This is a genomic window from Microcoleus sp. AT9b-C3, assembly GCF_036705485.1.
In the GTDB taxonomy this organism is placed as follows: domain Bacteria; phylum Cyanobacteriota; class Cyanobacteriia; order Cyanobacteriales; family Microcoleaceae; genus Microcoleus.
On the sequence record NZ_JAUBUR010000022.1, the window covers coordinates 46,578 to 65,305 of the forward strand.

Consider the following 18,728-nt stretch of genomic DNA (forward strand, 5'->3'; position numbering starts at 1 on the left):
CGTGCCACTCCTAGAACTCTGCGATCGCATCACTTGTTTCTACGTCAAGTGAGTGGATAACCTAATAATTAAAGTATACTCTTGTTCATAGGGTTGTAGTCCTCTACCAGAAAAGTATGGAAAGCAGTAGGATTTTCGATATAACTAGCGATATAGTTAGCGATCCAGCTACCAACTACCGAGGCAATATTTTAATTGTTGACGATCTGCCTGATAACCTGCGTCTTCTGGACCGTACTTTGAGCGCACATGGTTATAAAGTTCGCTGTGCCACAACAGGCGCAATGGCGATCCGAGCCGCCCAATCGCCAGGGACGGAACTAATTTTACTCGACATTAAATTGCCCGATTTGGATGGCTATGAAGTTTGTAAACAATTAAAATCTGACGAGCAAACCACAGGCATTCCGATAATTTTTTTGAGTGTTCTAAATGAAACTTTCAATAAGGTTCAGGGGCTGGCTGTTGGTGGCGTAGATTATATTGCTAAGCCGTTTCAAGTTGAAGAACTATTAGCTCGTGTCGAAACTCACCTAACCATCCGACGGTTGCAACAAAGCCTCCAAGAGCAGAATTTACGTCTCTTGAGAGAAATGGAAGAACGCCAACGTCTCGAAGCGTCCCTCTTTGCCGAAAAAGAACTCGCTCAAGTGACTCTCCAATCGATTGGTGATGCAGTTATTACTACCAATGCTCAAGGTAATGTGCGATTTTTCAATCCTATCGCTGAGCAACTGACAGGCTGGAAGGCTCATGAGGCTCAGGGACTCCCCCTGTCTACAGTCTTTAAAATTATCAATGAAGTAACGCGAAAGCCAGTAGAGAATCCGATCGACAAGGCTTTGTTGGAGAAGCGAATTGTGGGCTTAGCTAACCATACTAAACTGATTGCGCGCGATGGGACGGAGTATGCCATTGAGAACTCAGCAGCACCAATTCGAGACTGCCAAGGTCAAATTATCGGGGCAGTCATCGTCTTTCATGATGTTACCGAATCGCGCAATCTTGCTCGTCAACTGTCTTGGGAAGCCAGTCACGATGATCTGACGGGTTTAATCAACCGTCGAGGATTTGAGCAGCGACTAATTGAGGCGATCGCCTCTGTTCAAGATAGCAATCAACAGCACGCCCTCTGTTATTTAGATTTAGATAAATTCAAAGTCGTTAACGATACCGCAGGTCATTGTGCTGGCGATGAGCTACTGCGCCAAATCACTACACTTTTACAAAAGGGAGTCCGCGCTAATGACATACTGGCTCGCTTGGGAGGTGATGAATTTGGTCTTTTGCTTAATCAATGTCCCCTCTCTAAAGCAGCTCAGATTGCGGAAAACCTCAAAGACCTAGTGCATCAGTTTCGGTTTAGTTGGGATAGGAAAACCTTTATCATCGGGGTCAGTATTGGAGTTGTTGCCATTAACCAAGCCAGCCAAGATTTGATGGAGGTTATGGGGGCGGCTGATGCAGCTTGTTATGCTGCCAAAGGCAAAGGTCGCAACTGTGTTCATGTTTATCGTCGAGACGAGGGCGAACTAATATAATTAGACAACGTGGTGAGAGGCAGTTGATTTCCAAAATCAGCCGTGCGTTAGAAACCAATCGTTTTTGTCTCTACTTCCAAAAAATTGGCTCTATTACCTCTAATCAATCATTAGAGCCTGATGAAATTTTGTTAAGAATGCTAGACAAAAACGGAGAAAGCGTTGCTCCCAATAAGTTTATTCTCACCGCAGAGTGTTATGGCTTGATAACAAAGAGCGATTGTTGTTGGGTAATCGAAACTTTTTTATCGAATTATCATAATTGATCTGAACTAAAATTTTTTAGTAAAGACTTGTATACAATCAATATTTCTGGCGCTAGCAGTTGAGTCTTTTTTATTTTTATTGTTCGATTTTATCCCGTTTTCGATGTTGATGTCGCGGTCTCTAGTGTGAGTTACCGCACTTTTTTAGGTATTCCCATCCTCCGAGTTTTGCGACTTGTTCTCTCCCGGTTTTATTGCCGATCGCACCCTGTTCCTTCAGAATTACCACGGCGAACCGATCATGGTAAAAGCAGCCCAATAATAAGGATGCGAGAAATTTCGATCGCCCCTAGCGGTCAACTCCGACGGCAAAGGCAGAGCTTGATTGTTGCCCGATCGCACCAAATAACCATCTTGCAACCGCACTTCTCCCCGCAGCATCGCCAACTGCGCTTGCCGCAAAGCCTCAGCCTTAATCGGCGCTGTACGCAACTCCTGGTAAAACTCAGTCATCAGCCCCAAAGTAGCGACATCGCTGACATACCACAAACTCGCCAAAGCCGATTTTACCCCCGCGTGTATCGCCAGCCCCGCAAACCCCAACTCAGCTTGTTCGTCTCCCACCGCCGTAGTACACGCACTCAAAACCAACAACTCCACCTGCGGGTTAGATAACTTCAACTGAGCCAACTGATTCAACCGCAACTTAGTATCCCAAAACTGAATGTAAGAATTTTGGGCCCCCCCAGGCTGAAAATCGCCGTGAGTAGCTAAATGAATAATTTTGTATTGCGGTTGATTGCGCTTGTCCTTCAAATTTGCCAAAGTAAAAGCTTCATTGAGAAAAGACGAACCCGGCCAAATCTTGCCCACAATTGTCGATATTTCCAACGGCACCGCAGGCAAAGGATTTTGATCGTATTTGGCAGGAAAATTCGACGCACCCATCGCTAACACTTCAGAACCCTTAACATCGGCATAGCGAGTATCAGTTAAACTCAAACTCGGAATCAGCCCCAAACTGTACTTTTCTACCAAAAATTGCTTGCCGTCGTAAAGAGCAGCCAAAGGCAAAGTTCGCAAACCGGCATCCATCGAAAACACCAAAGTGTCAATCTTGTTAGCCTCCAAGTCCGCTTGCAGCGGTGCAATTAACCACTGGTAAAGTTCCTCGGCAGGTTGCTTGTAGTCAGCAGCGTTCAATCTCCTGGGAGTTCTGATAGCATTAGTGAATTCTTTAGCAACTTGCAGCACAGTCTGGCGGCTTGCAGGCACGCTTTTAAAAACACTTTTGCCGTCTGGCAATAACAACACAAGTTCTAAATGTTTCTCTTTCGCCCACACGTAAAGGATGGCGGGTTTAACCCCAGTCAACCGATTGACGCTGCTGAGAGTATCTCGAATACTTTGCTGCGTGACTGACTTTTCAGTGAGATTGCCCCCAAAGTAACGTTCAAATTCCCGGCCCTGAGTTCTATCCCTTTGCTGCACTGCGTCGATCGGACTTATTTGCGCGATCGAACTCGCTCTAGAAATCTCAGGAACTCTCACATTCCCGATACTTTCTGTACTCACCGCACTCGCAGGCTTCTGGGGAGTTGTTGCCACGCTGGCGTTTTCTGTCGTCGCAGGCGTACCCAAATTGTCTTTTAACATCGACGGCGACAGCAGTACCGGGCCGCTAGCATTCTCGTTCTGCCGCGCCTCAACAGAGGTAGCAGCAGGTTCTGGCGAGACATTTGTGGTACTGCCCTTGGGCACCGACGCTGTGGTGCCAAGACTCACCTGAGTCACAATTTGTTGAGAATTGTCTGTAGTTTGCAGTTCCACGCTGGTAGTTGGTGCCGGACTCGGCACGATCGCCAGCGGCCCGATCGCAGTTGAGGAGGTGGCAGTGTTCGACTTCGAGTTTCCCGTCCCAACAGCCGCCGCCGTGCAGGTTCCCGACGGGCAAGTGCTTTGCAGTAGAGTCTGTGAACCCGATTGAGCCAGCCCGTCTGTAGAAATGCTGACCTCGGCGCGCTCTGCAGCCGTTCCTGTTCCCGGAGTCCGAAACGCTCCCCCAGCCTCGATTGCCACATCGCCGCCCGTATTGCCGCGAGCTTTGATCGAAACAACTTCAACATCTTTCTGCCCGATAATTTGGCTCGAACCGGCACTTCCCGATTGCGAACTCGAGTTGATCACCCCTGTAACGATCCGGCCCGGCGCCGCAATCGAAATATCTCCCCCGCCTCTAGCACCAAAAGCATCGATGTTGCCTGTTTCTACCGCACCGGCGCTGCGAATATTGATAGGGCCCGCCACCCCGGAAGTTGAGCGAGATGAAACCGTACCCGCAGTCAACTTGCCTTGACTGCTAGTGATGTTAATCCCCGCAGTCGAGGTAACGTCTCCGACGGCTACAGTACCGCCCATCAGAGAGATCGTGGCGTTATCAGTGCCGACGATCGCACCCGTTCCCACGATCGCGCCTGCGCCATTGGGCGATCGAATCGTCGTCGGATCTTGAAATGTCACCGCCGCTGGCGTTGAATTTGGCGTTGAATTTGGAGTTTCAGAAGGAATCGAAATCGCCCCGCTACCGTCAGAACGTCCGATCGCGATCGAAGCAAACCCATTCCGAAAAGTGTTCAATTCCGCAGCAGTCAAGTTCAGAGCTTCTGTATCGCCAGAACCTTGAATTATAATATTTTGACTCGGATCAGCCGGTTGCAGCACCAGATTGCCGTTGCTGGCGATCGAATTTTTGTCACCTGTCAAGTCAATTTCGTTGCCCGTCAGGGTAATATCTCCCCCTGTTTGGGCGCCACCAGCTTCGATCGCCCCCGCAGTGACTCCATTGCGCCCCGTCAGCGTCACCTTCCCCGCGCGATCGCCCCTCGTGTCGATCGCCCCGGCAGTCACCGTGCCCTGTGCGGTAACACTAACATCTCCCGCCGAATTGCCTGTATCTTCGGAAGAATTGACAGAAGTGTTGATGGTGCGGGCAGTTCCAGTAAGTAGCTGACCGGTTGTGACATTGCCTGCGGTGCTGACGATGCGAATTTCCTGATTGTTGGTAGTGATATTTCCGGTTCTGATATTGCCATCAGCTTTGAGAGTAATTGAGGCATTGTCGGCCGCGGTCAAGGAATTTGTGGTAGTGATTGTTCCCAAACCCGCTGGCGACTGAATAATTAGCGGATCGTAAAATGTGAAATCGTTGGCAATCAGAATTGAACCGATACCGTTGCTGCGGCCGATCGTAATTCCAGCAAACCCATTTTCCAAACTTCCGAGGTCGCTTGCCGTCAGATTCAAATAAATATTAGTACCGACATCTCCAGAACCGCCGATCGCAATATTTTGACCGGGACTCCAAGGTTGCAGTACCAAAAAGCCAGTACCGCTGACAGAATTTTTGTCGCCTTTAAAATTAATTTCATCACCAGTCAAAGTAATGTTTCCAGAACCCCCCGCGATCGAGCTCACTCCCAGAACATTCCGAGCCGTCACAGTTACATTTCCCGTCGCTTCCGGGCCGCTGGCATCAAGTTTTTGGGCCGTTACATTCAGGCCTTCGAGAACAATATTCCCGCTGCTGCCGATGCTGGAATTGGATGAATAAATATTGTTTGCAACGGTTGTTCCCGGACTAATTAAACTAATATTTCCGCCGTTACTCGACAAATTGCCCGCAGTAATTTGACTTCCCGAAATGGCGATCGCACCGCCAGCCGTGCTAATTGTATCTCCAGAATTCATCGAAAAAGCACCCGCACCATTGCGATCGGCATCTGCTCTCAATGTTACCGAACCAGTAGTTGCTTGAAAGCTCAACTGATTGTCCGCCAAATCAGCAATTGTAATATCATTGATCGCTTCGAGAACCACATTTGCAGTCGCCGACATACTTTCCAAAGCTGTAGCCGAAATTGTCAGCGAAGGCTCAGAATTGTTTTCCTGTCCTGGTAGCGTTCCTGTTGCCAAAATATTATTGTTGGCAATTATTTCCGCATCGCCCGCCTCTTCTGGGGAATCTGTAATTAAAATATTTTCTGGATCTAACAGCAAAGTCCCCAAACCGTTTGTCCCAGAGGTATCAACAGTACCGTTAAAAATCAATCTTTGCTTGCCCGAAACTTCCACAAACCCGCCAACACCTGCGGTGGTTGTTGCAGAAACGCCATTTGCCCTGATGCTGCCCAAAAATGCTGTTGTGTTGTCAGCCCAGACCACAACTCTACCGCCGTTGCCTGATTCAGTTGCGTTGGCAGCGATCGAACTTTTGCCATCCACGTAAGTCATCCTGGCATTCGGCACAGTTCCCTCGCCTCGGTAATCTCCCCCGATCCGCACCGTTCCGCCGCCGTCGGGCCCCGAAGCCTCAATCTTCGCTCCCAACAGCCCTACCTTGTCGCCCAACACGTTGACGCTTCCTCCCGCGCCCCCCCTGGCAGACACGTCCGCAGAACCCGCTAACAGCGCAGTTCCAGCACCAGTATGCCCTGTTTGACCACCTGTGAGCACGACTTCACCTTGAGCGTTCGTAGTTATACCCGTAGCGTTAGCCACGCCGGGGCCCGAAAGCAGCCCTGGTAAACTCTGGGGAGAGAAGGGAACCGCTTCGGAACCCGACACTCCGGCTGCCGGAGAAACTTCTAAACTCAGCAAAAGTCCGTTTTGACTCAACCGCACCAGATTTTCACCGGGGACAGCCGCCACAGTAATTTGACCGCCTGGGGCTGAAAGTTGCCCTGTACTGATGACCGTACCGCCCAGCAAAGTCAAATTTTGCCCGGTTCCGACAGCCAAGTTACCGGCATTGACAATACTTCCGGGCTGTGGCCCAAAAACAAAAGCATTCGGTGTTCCGACTAGGGCTGCGTAGTCGTTCGCCCCTGTACCGTTCAACCAACGGTCGTCAAAACCGATACCGCTAGCTGTGGTAGCCAAAAAAGACCCGGACACATCGAGTCGGGCATTTGCTCCGAAGATGATGCCTGCGGGGTTCATCAGCAACAAGTTAGAATTGCCACCAGTAACTTGAATTAGACCGTTAATTAACGAAGCGTCCCCACCGACAACGCGGCCGAGGATATTTTTAACGCTTGGGTTGGAGATGAAATTGGCAGTTTCGCCAGAATTCAGATTGAACCGAGTAAAACTGTGGAACAAATTTGCTCCGTCTCTGGAGGGGGTGCCGCCTTTAATATCGTAGCGAGGGGGCGACCCTGGATTTGGGACGGTGACAGCGGTTCCGGTGCCGTCTGGGGCTGGAGTAATAGATTGTGCCGCAGCAATTTGAGATTGGGGGTAAATTGCCACGAGTACCCATCCGCTGCTGTTTTCTTTGAGGAAAACCAGGTTGGGTAAAAAATCTACTATCAAAAATCCAGCAAGGGGAATTGCTGCCAGAATCGACCGCACAGCACGTTGAGCATTCATAAGTTTGCCTCGGTCTAGACCTTAATTCGAGTTTAAAATTGAGATTTTAGGTAAAAAAGAGTCGATCGCACCCCAATGCTGACACTTCCTAACGCGCACTCTCGATCGCAAATCTTAAATTTTAAGTCGAAATTTGATTGTGTCACCAACATAGCAAAGACTGACAGTAAGTGTCGAAACACAGGAAGTTTAAACAGAGAAAATTATGAGGGATCGAATTGTGCGTCTGATCGGTTTAACTGGGGGCATCGCCACCGGTAAAACCGCTATATCTAATTATCTGGCCGATGCCTGTGGATTTCCGATTTTAGATGCCGATATTTACGCCCGCGAAGCTGTGAACCCCGGTTCGCCAATACTTGACTCTATTGTAGAACGATACGGCGCCGGTATTTTGCTCCCGGACGGCAATTTAAATCGGCCAGAGTTGGGAAGTATTATTTTTTGTAACGCAGACGAGCGGCAGTGGTTGGAACAACAGATTCACCCTTACGTGCGCCGCCGATTTGTTGAGGAAACTCAAAGCTGCATTGCTGCATCGAGTTTGGTATCCCAAGACACACAGGATTTAGGTAAAAAGACTCAAGAAATCGGCTTTTTTCACCAAAAGCTAGAACGAAGTATGGCTGAAAAAAAAACCGGTTTCTGCGCCACGGCTGACACGTTGACTTTGGTTTTGGTAGTGCCGCTGCTGTTTGAAGCTAACATGACTGACTTGTGTACCGAAATTTGGGTGGTGTACTGTTCACCCGAAGTGCAGTTAGAACGACTAATGAAGCGAGACGGCTTGAGTTACGATCGAGCTAATGCCCGCATTAACGCCCAGTTGCCGCTAGCTCAAAAGTGTCAACAAGCTGATGTTATTTTGGACAACTCCTCAACGCTCGACTCGCTATTCCAGCAGGTAGATGTGCAAGTCAGTCGCTGTGAGATTTGATATTTGAGATTGACTCCGCGATATCAGTTTTAAAACCAGTTTTTTTACTCCCTGCGCGCCAGTTCGATTTGAGAGTTGAGATTTGATATTGACTCCACGATTTTGTCAACGGGCTTTTTTCCCCAACCGCTTTCGACTCCTCCTTCGGAGTGGCGCGTAAGCGCTCTTCTCACAAAGCAAGATCAAAAAAGATCAGAAAAGATCAGAAAAAATCAAAGGTTCACAATTTATTTAAAAATACAATAGCAACCATTTATGAAGTTAATGTAAAAAATTAGGCATTGCCCGCTTTAAGGAATTTCATTCACCAAGATATGTATATGTAACGTGCGGACGGCGCGCCTCGGTACTCTCCTGTTGTTTCTTTAATCTCCGGGTTGCCGCTTCACCTCAATAATTATGCAGTTAATCATAAAAGTAGTAAAACTTTACAATTGGTGGTTTTTGTTTCCTTGTTGGAAGAGCGTTTCCAGAGGATTCCAGGGGTCATAGCATTTTAGATTTTAGATTTTAGATTTTAGATTGGGGAATAATTTATAACTACCAAGGTTGGGAAGACGGGCATACAAGAGTAGCATGATTTTTTTGAACATGGTCTTGAATTCTGCTGGTTGCCCGCAAGTAGCAGAGAACTAGAAATTATCAGCGAACAAGCGAGCTAGATGATGGATTTCACGCGCTTTTAACCAAAACTCAAAAAAATTGCAAGTGCCCTTACTTACTAATTGATGAGTTCACCGCAATTATTTTTTTATCCTGATAGCAGAGTACAGACTGCGTATCAAGAAGGGGAAAATACAAACACCAAAATTTATGATGCGCGTTTACTCTTCCATCCTGATGTCAAGCCTGTTACTGAGTGGCACTGCCGTTAACGCTCAAAGCTTAGAAAATCGATCGACCTTTTTTGCTCAAGACAACTCTGCTTCCGAAATTTTAACCGTTCTAGCTGACACTCCGAGCTCGTACGATAAAGATGAAGATAATAAGCCACCAAAACGAGGCCAGGGGAGATAAAGCCGAAAAAAGCGATAATTGCAGGGAATTAGGGGGATAATGGGAGAATATAAAATTGGGAGAATAAGAGAAAAATTGAAGATTTCGAGCCATTAATTGGGAACTTACGTACTGCGTAGCAAAAAAACCGATTTTTCAGCGGTATTTGACGACTCAAGCCCTAATTGTTCGCTATTCCGGTTTTTTTGCCCAATATCGTCAAAATATCAGACACCACAAACGGGCCCGAAATGTTGCACTCAAAAAAAAAGGTAAAGCGCGAGTAGGAATCTGGCGCTTTACCTTTATTTTTTAAACTTTTGCAGCTTTAATCTTCTTCCGCAGCTTCGCCACCAACAACGACATCGCGAATCCGCAAACTCGGGCCGCCGCAGCCGACGGGCAAACCGCTTTGTCCTGCCTTGCCGCAGCCGCCGGATTCATCCCAGTAGAAATCGTCGCCGATCGCCTCAATATCGGCTAAAGTGCTGAAAACATTACCCGAAAGAGTAACATCCCGCACCGGATTGTCCAGTTTTCCGTTGCGGATCATCCAAGCTTCGCCGGCACTGAAAGTAAACATCTCGCCGTTAGTCATGCCGCCTTGCCAATTGCGCGCATAAACTCCTTCTTTGATACCAGAAAATAAGTCAGCAACTGGCGTGTCACCCCGTTCGATCCAAGTATTCGTCATGCGGACGATCGGCGGATAATGATAATTCAAACAGCGAGCATTGCCAGTAGGCGTTTCTCCCAATTTGCCCGCCGTTTCCCGCGAGTGCAGTCGCCCGACTAAAGCGCCGTCTTTAATTAACTGAGTAGTAGTCGCAGGAGTGCCTTCGTCGTCGTAGAAATAGCTGCCCCGGTGTCCCTCTGGCGCTGCACCGTCGAAAATTTGCAAGTTTTTGGGACCGAACTGGCGGCCGAGGGTCATAATTTCCAAAATGTCAGGATTTTCGTAGGCCATGTCGGCTTCGGAAAGGTGTCCGAAGGCTTCGTGGACGAATAATCCGGTCAAAATTGGGTCGATGACGACGGTGTAGGTGTTGCCTTGGACGGGGGGTAAGGCTAGGGAATCTACTGCTCTCTGGGCTGCGCTGCGAACTTGAACATCGAGATCGGTTAAGTCTTCGTAAGCTTTGCGGGAACCAGTGGTTTCGCGGCCGGTTTGTACGGTTTCCCCGCTGCGGGCTGTGGCCGCAAAGCGCATTTCCATGTCTGCCCAACCTTGTTCGAGCATGGTGCCTTCGGAGGTGGCGAGGATCATCCGCTGGGTGCTGTCGCCGTAGCGCACGGAGATTGTGGCGATACGGGGGTCAATGCTGCGGAGAATGGCCGCGTAGCGATCGCACAATTGCTTTTTGTCAATTAGGGGAACCAGACGGGGGTCTGTTCCTGTCAGCGGCAGCAAGCAAATGTCTTGTATTGGGGTGACAGGTGCCAGAATCGTTTCTTCTTCGCCGATCAGTTTTGCCGCGGCAATGGCTTCTTCGATTCTTTCGGCGAGGGTGGAAAGTCGGTTAAAACTGGCAAAGCCCCAGCCACCTTTGTGACAAGCTCTGACTTGGCCGCCAATTGAGACTCCTTCGCTGAGGGTTTCAATTTTTTCGCCCCGCAGCAGGATGTCGGTGCCTTCGGCTTCTTCCAGTCGAATTGCCAGATAATCGACTTGGTGACGGTAGCGTGCCATTAAGTCGGACAGCAGATTTTTCGAGTCGGCGATCGAGGTGGGCATAAGGAAAGCACGGTGTTTAACTTACTTCATTTTGCACTTTTGTTAGGGCGATCGTGCAAAATATCGCCCCAAGCGCGGAGATTGCGACTTATTGGTACGGTTCTGCCAATATCGTTAGTTGACAAATGTGGATATCCTGTGAGTTAGGAGGAAGGCGCAAGAAATTATGCGGGATTTTTCGATCGTGCTGGTGCTTGACCCAGCCCAAAAACGGATACCGTGCCACGTACTTAAGTCGTGGAAAGATAAAAATTTTAGACCCTAGTTCAAGCTCCCAGATTTATCTGTGGGGTAAATCTAAAATCTAAAATCTAAAATCTAAAATCGACTGACTCCTAACTCCTGAACTTTCCTATACATAAATACTTCACCCTTCATGCCTCCGAAGGTGGGTTTATAACTGTGAATACTTACTTTTTACCGACAATAAGCGAAATTTTAGCCTCCGAAGGCCAAGAAAATGACCTGAGTCTCTTTAATCTTAAGTTGGCGGGAGAAAACAACCGCCATCGGTGTCCTGTAAGCCGTGGGGCTTCTCGGCTGAAAGCTGAACAGGAATGGTACGGGGCGATCGCAGCTTTGAATCAAATGCTCGATCGGCAAAAATCAGGACAAAAAACAGATGTCGATCGAGCAAATTGTCGATCGACAATCCCCAATGCCTGCCAGGGATTGGTTTTGTCTGGCCCGTCTTCGGTTTTGACTGACCCCGCTTTGGCCAACGGCTTTGCCAATTGGATTTTTACCAGTATTCCAGACAACGATGCAGCTTTGTGGTCTTTTCGGGCTAGACAAACTTTAGCTTTAATGCCGGCGGCTGATGTGCAAACATCAGTGCCTGCGGCGGCCCCGGCTTTGGCTTTGGCAAGTGGCGATCCTTTGGCGCACGAGCAGTTTTGTTTGGTTTTAACTGCTAGTTTTAGCCTGGTGATGGTTTTGGGTGAAAATTCGGCAGGAATTCCGGCTTTTCTATTTTCTTTCGATCCGCAAGTAGTCGCCAAAGCTTGGGAGGTTTTGCGGCGCAGGGTGACTGAAAGCGAATGTTTGCTTGCCAATTCTGACGGCAGTTTCAATTTATCAGTTAGCCAGTTAACTAATAATTCTACTAAATTAGACGCGCTGTTCCAGCAGTTTTTACCTGTGGAGCCAAATTATCAAACAGTGATGCAGTTCAGTCGCTTGCTGTTGCATAATTTGCCGGTTGGGAAAGATGAAGCAGGCCGGATAAAGGATGAAAGAATTGATGATGGTTTGAGTCCGAGGCATAAAAAGTTATCGGCTACAGATATCAACTGCAAATCTCCAATTCCTCTGGCCACTAAAGAGGTGGAATTGCTACAGGCGATCGCCCATGAAGTCCGCACACCTTTGGCTACTATCCGCACGCTGACTCGATTGTTGCTGAAACGTCCCAAGCTCGATCCTGTTGTGGTCAAGCGTTTGGAAATGATTGATGCTGAGTGTACCGCTCAGATCGATCGCTTCGGTTTAATTTTCCGCGCCGTGGAATTGGAAATGTCGCAAGCTAAAAATTCGGGCGTGCAGCTAACAGCAATGTCTCTCGGTGAAGTGCTACAAAATAGCATTCCCCGCTGGCAAAAACAGGCCGCTGTGCGAAACCACACTTTGGAAGTTATTGTGCCGAAAAAGTTGCCTGCGGTAGTGAGCGATCCGACGATGCTGGATCAGGTTTTAACTAATTTGATTGAGAATTTTACTCGAACTTTGCCCTCTGGGAGTCGCATTCAGGTGGAGGTGACATTGGCGGGCGATCAGTTAAAGTTGCAGTTGGAATCGGAACACTTACCTGAAGATAATGGCGCCTCGACTTTTGCAGCTAAGGCGAATGGTCCTTTGCGATCGATCGGGCCTTTGTTGATGGTGCAGCCGGAGACGGGAAGTTTGAGTTTAAATTTGAGCGTGACTAAGAATTTATTTCGGGCTGCTGGCGGGAAGTTGGTAATTCGCCAGCGGCCCCAAAAGGGCGAGGTGATGACGGTATTTTTGCCGTTGCAATAGTTATTAATTATTGACCAAATCGGTAGGGGCGGGTTTTACCAACCATCAATGTCAGAAACGAACAATATCATAAACCCGCCCTAGCTCTACGACAAATCCAAATTGATCTTTTTTGGAGGGGATCGAACCTCATGTTAATCTGGGTTATTGGTTGGGTGGGGGCGGGTTTTTATAAATTGTTTGTGAGCCTCAAATATTGTTGGTAAAACCCGCCCCTACAGCCCGATCGCATTAATCAATTAAAATCTCAATGACAAACTCGGTTCCTTCTCCTGGTGAAGAAAAACAACTCAGTTTTCCGCCGTGTTTTTCTTCTACAATTTGACGTGCGATCGCCAGTCCTAACCCAGTTCCTTTGCCCACATCTTTAGTGGTAAATAGATGGTCGAAGATACGATTTTTCACATCTTCTGACATTCCTTTTCCGTTATCGGCGATGGAAATTTTTACCTTTTCACTTTCTACTTTTGTCCGAATAGTGATTTGATTGGGGTGGGCCTGAATTTCGGCAAAACTCCGTCCTTGATTCGATTCTTCTAAGGCATCGATCGCATTTGCTAACAAATTCATAAATACCTGGTTTAATTGCCCCAAATAACATTTTACGTTGGGAATCTTGCCGTACTCTTTAATGATTTTAATTTCAGGATGCTTGTCGTTCGCTTTCAGGCGATGGCGCAATATCATCAAAGTGCTATTGAGACCTTCGTGGATATTCGCCTCAACTTTATGAGCCGTATCGGCGCGAGAGAAAGTACGGAGAGATGTGCTAATGTTTTTGATACGCTCGCATCCTATTTTCATGGAACTCAACATTTTGGGTAAATCTTCTACTAGATAATCTAAATCTATTTCCTCTGCTTTATTAATTAATTCTGCTTCCGATGGAGGATACTTTTCTTGATAGAGGCGCAAATAATCAATTAAGTCTTGGACTCCAGCATGAGCTTCATTAATGTTCCCGGCAATGAAACCAACGGGGTTGTTGATTTCATGGGCAACCCCTGCCACTAGATTACCTAATGCTGACATCTTTTCGCTTTGGATCATTTGCATCTGAGTTTGCTGAAGTTCATTCAAAGTCTGCTGCACTTGGTGATAGAGACGGGCATTCTCTAGAGCGATCGCCGCTTGACTAGAGAGAAAATTCAACACTAGGAGGCGATCGCGACTAAACACCCCACTGGTTATCCGATTTTCTAGATACAAAATGCCGACCAAATTCCCCTGATTTAGAATTGGCAAACCCAGCAAACTCTCTGGTTTGTGATACTCTAAATAATCGTCAATCACAGGCAGATCAGTTTTGAGGTGATCGATGACAACTGCTGCTAGGGTGTTTTTGACATACTGGATTAATTTAACAGGAACGGTGGGATTGTTATCTAGGGGTTGCCTTTGCAGGCTAATGTTTTCCCAGGTAGCCATCGCCCGCACTTGCCATTGTTGATCTTGGCAGAGCATCAGTACACAGCGATCGGCTCCAGAGTTTTGTAGCATGGTTTGGCTCAGAATTTGCAGCAACTCATGCAGGTCGATCGTGCTGGAGATCGTTTGGGAGATTTGCAGCAGGGTCGTAAAATCAAGAGCATGGTTGATGGAGGTGCTTGAGGTACTGTGGGGGATGCTCGAATGAATTGAGTAGTTGGGATTGGTGAGTGTCGATAGGGTTTCTAAAATAGTGATGGGTTTGCCGGACTGTTGTAAGATGGGGCGCAGCAGATCGGGATAACGTTTTTCTAGGTCATCGGTTTTTGCTTTGGCTCCCCAGCGGGCGTAACAATAGTAGGCTTCCTGCATATAGCCTGCGGCGACTTTTTCTTTGCCCCAGTCGAGGTAGAATTTAGCTGCGAGTTCGTGGGCGAGGGCTTCTTCGTTGAGGAATTGGTTTTCTTGGGCGAGTTGAATGGCGCGATCGTAAAAATCAGCAGCCTGCCATTTTTCTTCAGCAACACGAGCCATCTCCGCTTCTAAAAGCAGAAATTTGGACAGACAGTTTTCAGGACTGTTGTTTGCCCAGATTTGAAGTTGTTCCCGATTCTTCTGAACAACTTCTTGATAATCTTTTTGTTTTTTTTCCGGTGCTCCCCCAGAAAGTTGCAATACAGTCAAAGACTGATAAAAACAATGCATAACACGTTGAAATTGTCCATAAAGTGTATTAGAAAACTCTGCGGCAGCTACTAACATTTCATAAGCTTTAGCATACTCACCATAGGTGAAAAACAAAAAGGCTTTAGCGAAATAGTATGTACTACTGCCATAGCCATAGCCAATTTCATTGAATGTTGCTAGCGCCGACTCTTCATCAAATGTTTCAGAGCTAAGGCTATACTTCCCTATCGTTAGCCCTTGCAAATTCTCTAGGAGTTTGCACTGAAGAATTAGGGCAAACGCTGTCGTAATCTCCGTCCGTTCGGCAAAGCTGATGTACTTTTCATGTCGAGCCAGCAAACTGTGAATATCGCTTGATACGATCGCCTGCTGCCAAAAACTGAACAGAGCACTGTGATGACACCAAGAAAAATCGCCTACCTCCATTGCTCCCTGATAAGCAGCTTGTTGCAGAACAAGATTAGAACTGACGTGCTTGCGCCAATGGTTGATAAAGTTGCCGAACGACATATAAATTTTGCCATTCAGGGTGGTGTTATTAAATTTTTCATTCACCTTCAACCCTAAAATTCCAAACTCATAACCCAATTCATAATCTTGAAAGCGTTGGCAGAGAATTGTGCCATACCAAACATAAACAAAACCCGCCACATTGGTATTCCCGTATTGCAAACAGAGATTGGTCATGTGTAAAACAACCAACACTAATAACTCCTGATTAGTCAGGTAAGTGGGCGGTACCATGTTCATTAGCAGTTTTATCAGCATCTGGCGTTCTTCATCGACAATGAGTGGTGCGTCGATTAGTTCTGCAACTGCGCGCTGATTTAAGGTTTTTTTAACTTCGCGAGCCATCCCTTCTAACTCTGCTTCATTTGGTATAACCGCCAGTTCTAAGCCTAACAGTTTCAGCCCTTGGATTCCTACCTGAATCGCCTTTTGATACAGGGCGTTATTTTGATAATGAGTTAGCTGAATCGCAACTATTTTGGCTCGATCGAGACTACATTTGGCATGGCTAAACGCGATTTGTACTAATTTTTCAGCTTGCTCAAAGTTTCCGGCCAAAAACTCAGTCTCAATACTTTCTATATATACACTAAAGGTCAATTCGTAGGCACATTGCCATTTATTATTCGGTAGAAAATTTAAGCCAAAGGCGAGATATTTTGTCCCAGATTCATAAGCTGTTGATAGTTTGGCTCTATGCCCTGCAAAAAGGCTAATCTTAGCGAGCTTGGTGCGTTCTTCTTGCTGCGTTATTAGCGCCGACCCAATGATAAAATGATTAATAATATCGAACACTTCTTCTCCTCTTTCCACTTCGGAAAAATTTGGAAGAAGTAACTGTCCAATTTTGAGATGGGTTGCTTGCTTTTGGTCATCAGGAATTAATGAATAAGCAGCTTGCTGAACTCGATCGTGTAGAAATTTGTAGTGAGGTAATTGAGCTGCTGTAGTTGGCAATGCGGGGCTGGTTGTCCGCTCTTCTTTTCCTAGATAAAACTTGTAAATTTCACTGGTTGGTAAGATGAATCCTTCTTGCAATGATTTCCACAAATCCGCAGCAGTTTCTTCTGGCGACTTCTCGCTGACTACCGCCAATGTATTCAAATCAAAGTGCGCTCCTATGCACGCAGCCAACTTCAGCACATCCTGAGTTTCTGGCGGCAACTTCTGCAATTGCACTGCCATAAACTCCACTACATCATCGGTGATAGTTAGGGCTTTGACTTTGGCAATATCGCACTGCCACCCCCCTGTTACCCCCGTTTGTCCTCCCCTGATAAGGGGGGATGAAAGGGGGGTGGGGTCAAACGCAATCAGCCCATCTTCCTGTAGCGCCTTGAGAAATTGCGTGGCAAAAAATGGATTGCCTTTGGTTTTTTGATAAACTAACTCAGTTAATGGCTGAGCAAGAAGGATCTCGCACGAGAGCGTATCTGCTATCAAATAGTTAATATCGACTTGACTTAGAGGTTCCAAGGTAATAGTATTTACCCTTACTTGGGATTTTTCCATCTCTGCTACTGCCAACATAAATGGATGAGCCGGGGATACTTCGTTATCTCGATATGCCCCAATTACCAGCAAATTCTGACTATCTTTTTCACTCATCAACACTTGCAACAGCTTCAGGGATGCTGAATCTGACCATTGCAAATCATCCAAAAAAATCACTAAGGGATGTTCTTGGGTGGCAAAAACAGAGATAAATTTTTGAAATAGTAAATTGAAACGATTTTCTGCGGCACTTCCCGAAAGTTCAGAGACAGGCTGTTGTTTGCCAATAATTCGTTCCAACTCGGGAATTACTTCTACAATAACTTGACCATTTTCGCCAAGAGCCTTGATAATTTTCCTTTGCCATTGTTCGAGCTGAGCGTCGCTTTCTGAGAGTAATTGATCCATTAAATCTCGGAAGGCTTGCACAAAAGCACTAAAGGGAATGTTGCGTTGAAATTGGTCGTATTTGCCTTTGATAAAATAACCGCGTTGGCGAACTATGGGTTTGTGAATTTCGTTGACTACAGCGGTTTTCCCAATGCCGGAAAATCCGGCAACTAGCATCATTTCGCTGCGGGATAAATTCGAGTCACGCCCGTCCTCCTTAATCAAGAGGAGGTCTTCTTTTACATCATTTCTATCGGTTCTAGGCTCTTTTGGTGACGGAGATTTAGAGGGGTTTGCTACTCGCTCGAATGCTGCTAATAACGCAGCGACTTCGGTTGATCGGCCGTAGAGTTTTTCTGGTATGATAAAGCGATCGCAAAAATCTCGCCGCCCAATGGCAAAATTCTCAATTTTACCTGTCTCATTGAGTTGTTGCAAACAAGTTTTTAAATCGGCTTTTAACGCTAATGCACTCTGATAGCGAGTTTCGGCATTTTTGGCCATCAATTTGCTGACAATCTCCGAGAGGACAAGGGGAATTTTGGGATTTATTTCACGTACAGATGGCGGGTGCTGGGCAATATGACAGTGGATCAATTCCATTGGATCGCTGGATTGAAATGGTAATTTTCCTGTCAGCAGTTCGTAAAAGGTTACACCTAATGAATAAAAGTCTGTGCGGTAGTCAAGGCCGCGATTCATCCTTCCTGTTTGTTCGGGAGATATATAGCTAAGTGTTCCTTCAATTACGTTGGGACTCATCACTATTTGGGTTTCTCGCGGCAGCAAAGATGCAATACTAAAGTCAATGAGTTTGACTTGTTTAGTCTCAGGATTTATTAAAATATTGGCGGGTTTAATATCTTTGTGAATGATGCGGTGGCGGTAAAGTATATCTAATGTGTTACTTAGGTCGATCGCAATTTGGAAAAAATCAACCAGAGATGGCACGGTTTTTCCTTTCCCCGTCCATTCCTTTAGAGAAATTCCCCCGAAGTCTTCCACAATCAGCGCATAGCCGTTCCGGTAGGGTTCCAAGCTGTAGGTTTGGATGATTCCGGGCAAATTCAGGTTTTTGGCGATCGTGTATTGATTGCGAAAATGCAAGAGTTCGCTGAAGCTAGGATACTCGTTCCGCAAGACTTTGATGGCGACCGGTTTTTGATCCCAGAGGCGAATTCCGCGATAAACTAGGGTGCGAGTGCCTGAATAAATTCGAGCGAGAATTTGATAGCCAGTTAGTTCTATCATAACAATAATTATTTTGCTGTTAAAATATTTTGTCTTACTATTATAATCTAGTGCAAATCAGATTCTAGCTTCGTATTAATACTTAAAAATATAACAAATTTCGC

The 18,728-nt window shown here is 46.6% G+C and carries 7 protein-coding genes; 4 read left to right on the forward strand and 3 right to left on the reverse strand.

Translation table 11 applies throughout. From position 1 onward, the window contains the following. Positions 1 to 116 precede the first annotated feature (116 nt). Positions 117 to 1,541, forward strand: a complete 1,425-nt coding sequence (locus tag QUB77_RS19665; protein ID WP_333176672.1) for a diguanylate cyclase domain-containing protein — start codon at positions 117 to 119, stop codon at positions 1,539 to 1,541. A 488-nt stretch (positions 1,542 to 2,029) separates the two neighbouring features. Here QUB77_RS19665 and QUB77_RS19670 read toward each other — a convergent pair whose 3' ends face one another. Then, positions 2,030 to 7,177 (reverse strand): CHAT domain-containing protein, encoded by a 5,148-nt coding sequence (locus tag QUB77_RS19670; protein WP_333176675.1) that lies wholly within the window; start codon positions 7,175 to 7,177, stop codon positions 2,030 to 2,032. A gap of 205 nt (positions 7,178 to 7,382) precedes the next feature. On the opposite strand from QUB77_RS19670, the gene coaE reads away from it, so the two are divergent. Continuing rightward, positions 7,383 to 8,114: a dephospho-CoA kinase gene (gene coaE, locus QUB77_RS19675; protein WP_333176678.1), complete on the forward strand. Its 732-nt coding sequence runs from the start codon at positions 7,383 to 7,385 to the stop codon at positions 8,112 to 8,114. An 813-nt stretch (positions 8,115 to 8,927) separates the two neighbouring features. After that, positions 8,928 to 9,131 carry a heterocyst-inhibiting protein PatX gene (patX, locus tag QUB77_RS19680; RefSeq protein ID WP_333296059.1) on the forward strand — a complete coding sequence of 68 codons (204 nt, stop codon included), beginning with the start codon at positions 8,928 to 8,930 and terminating at the stop codon, positions 9,129 to 9,131. Between the two features lie 307 nt (positions 9,132 to 9,438). Here patX and QUB77_RS19685 read toward each other — a convergent pair whose 3' ends face one another. Further along, positions 9,439 to 10,845: a TldD/PmbA family protein gene (locus QUB77_RS19685; RefSeq protein ID WP_333176681.1), complete on the reverse strand. Its 1,407-nt coding sequence runs from the start codon at positions 10,843 to 10,845 to the stop codon at positions 9,439 to 9,441. Positions 10,846 to 11,247: 402 nt separating this feature from the next. Between QUB77_RS19685 and QUB77_RS19690 the strand changes: the two genes are divergently transcribed. Beyond that, the gene (locus QUB77_RS19690; RefSeq protein ID WP_333176683.1) at positions 11,248 to 12,864 is read left to right on the forward strand and encodes a HAMP domain-containing sensor histidine kinase; all 1,617 of its coding nucleotides are present in this window, start codon (positions 11,248 to 11,250) and stop codon (positions 12,862 to 12,864) included. A gap of 231 nt (positions 12,865 to 13,095) precedes the next feature. Here the strand turns inward: QUB77_RS19690 and QUB77_RS19695 are convergent, their stop codons facing one another. Continuing rightward, a complete protein-coding gene (locus QUB77_RS19695; RefSeq protein WP_333176686.1) occupies positions 13,096 to 18,624 on the reverse strand; it encodes an AAA family ATPase in 5,529 nt (1,842 codons plus the stop codon). Positions 18,625 to 18,728 lie beyond the last annotated feature (104 nt).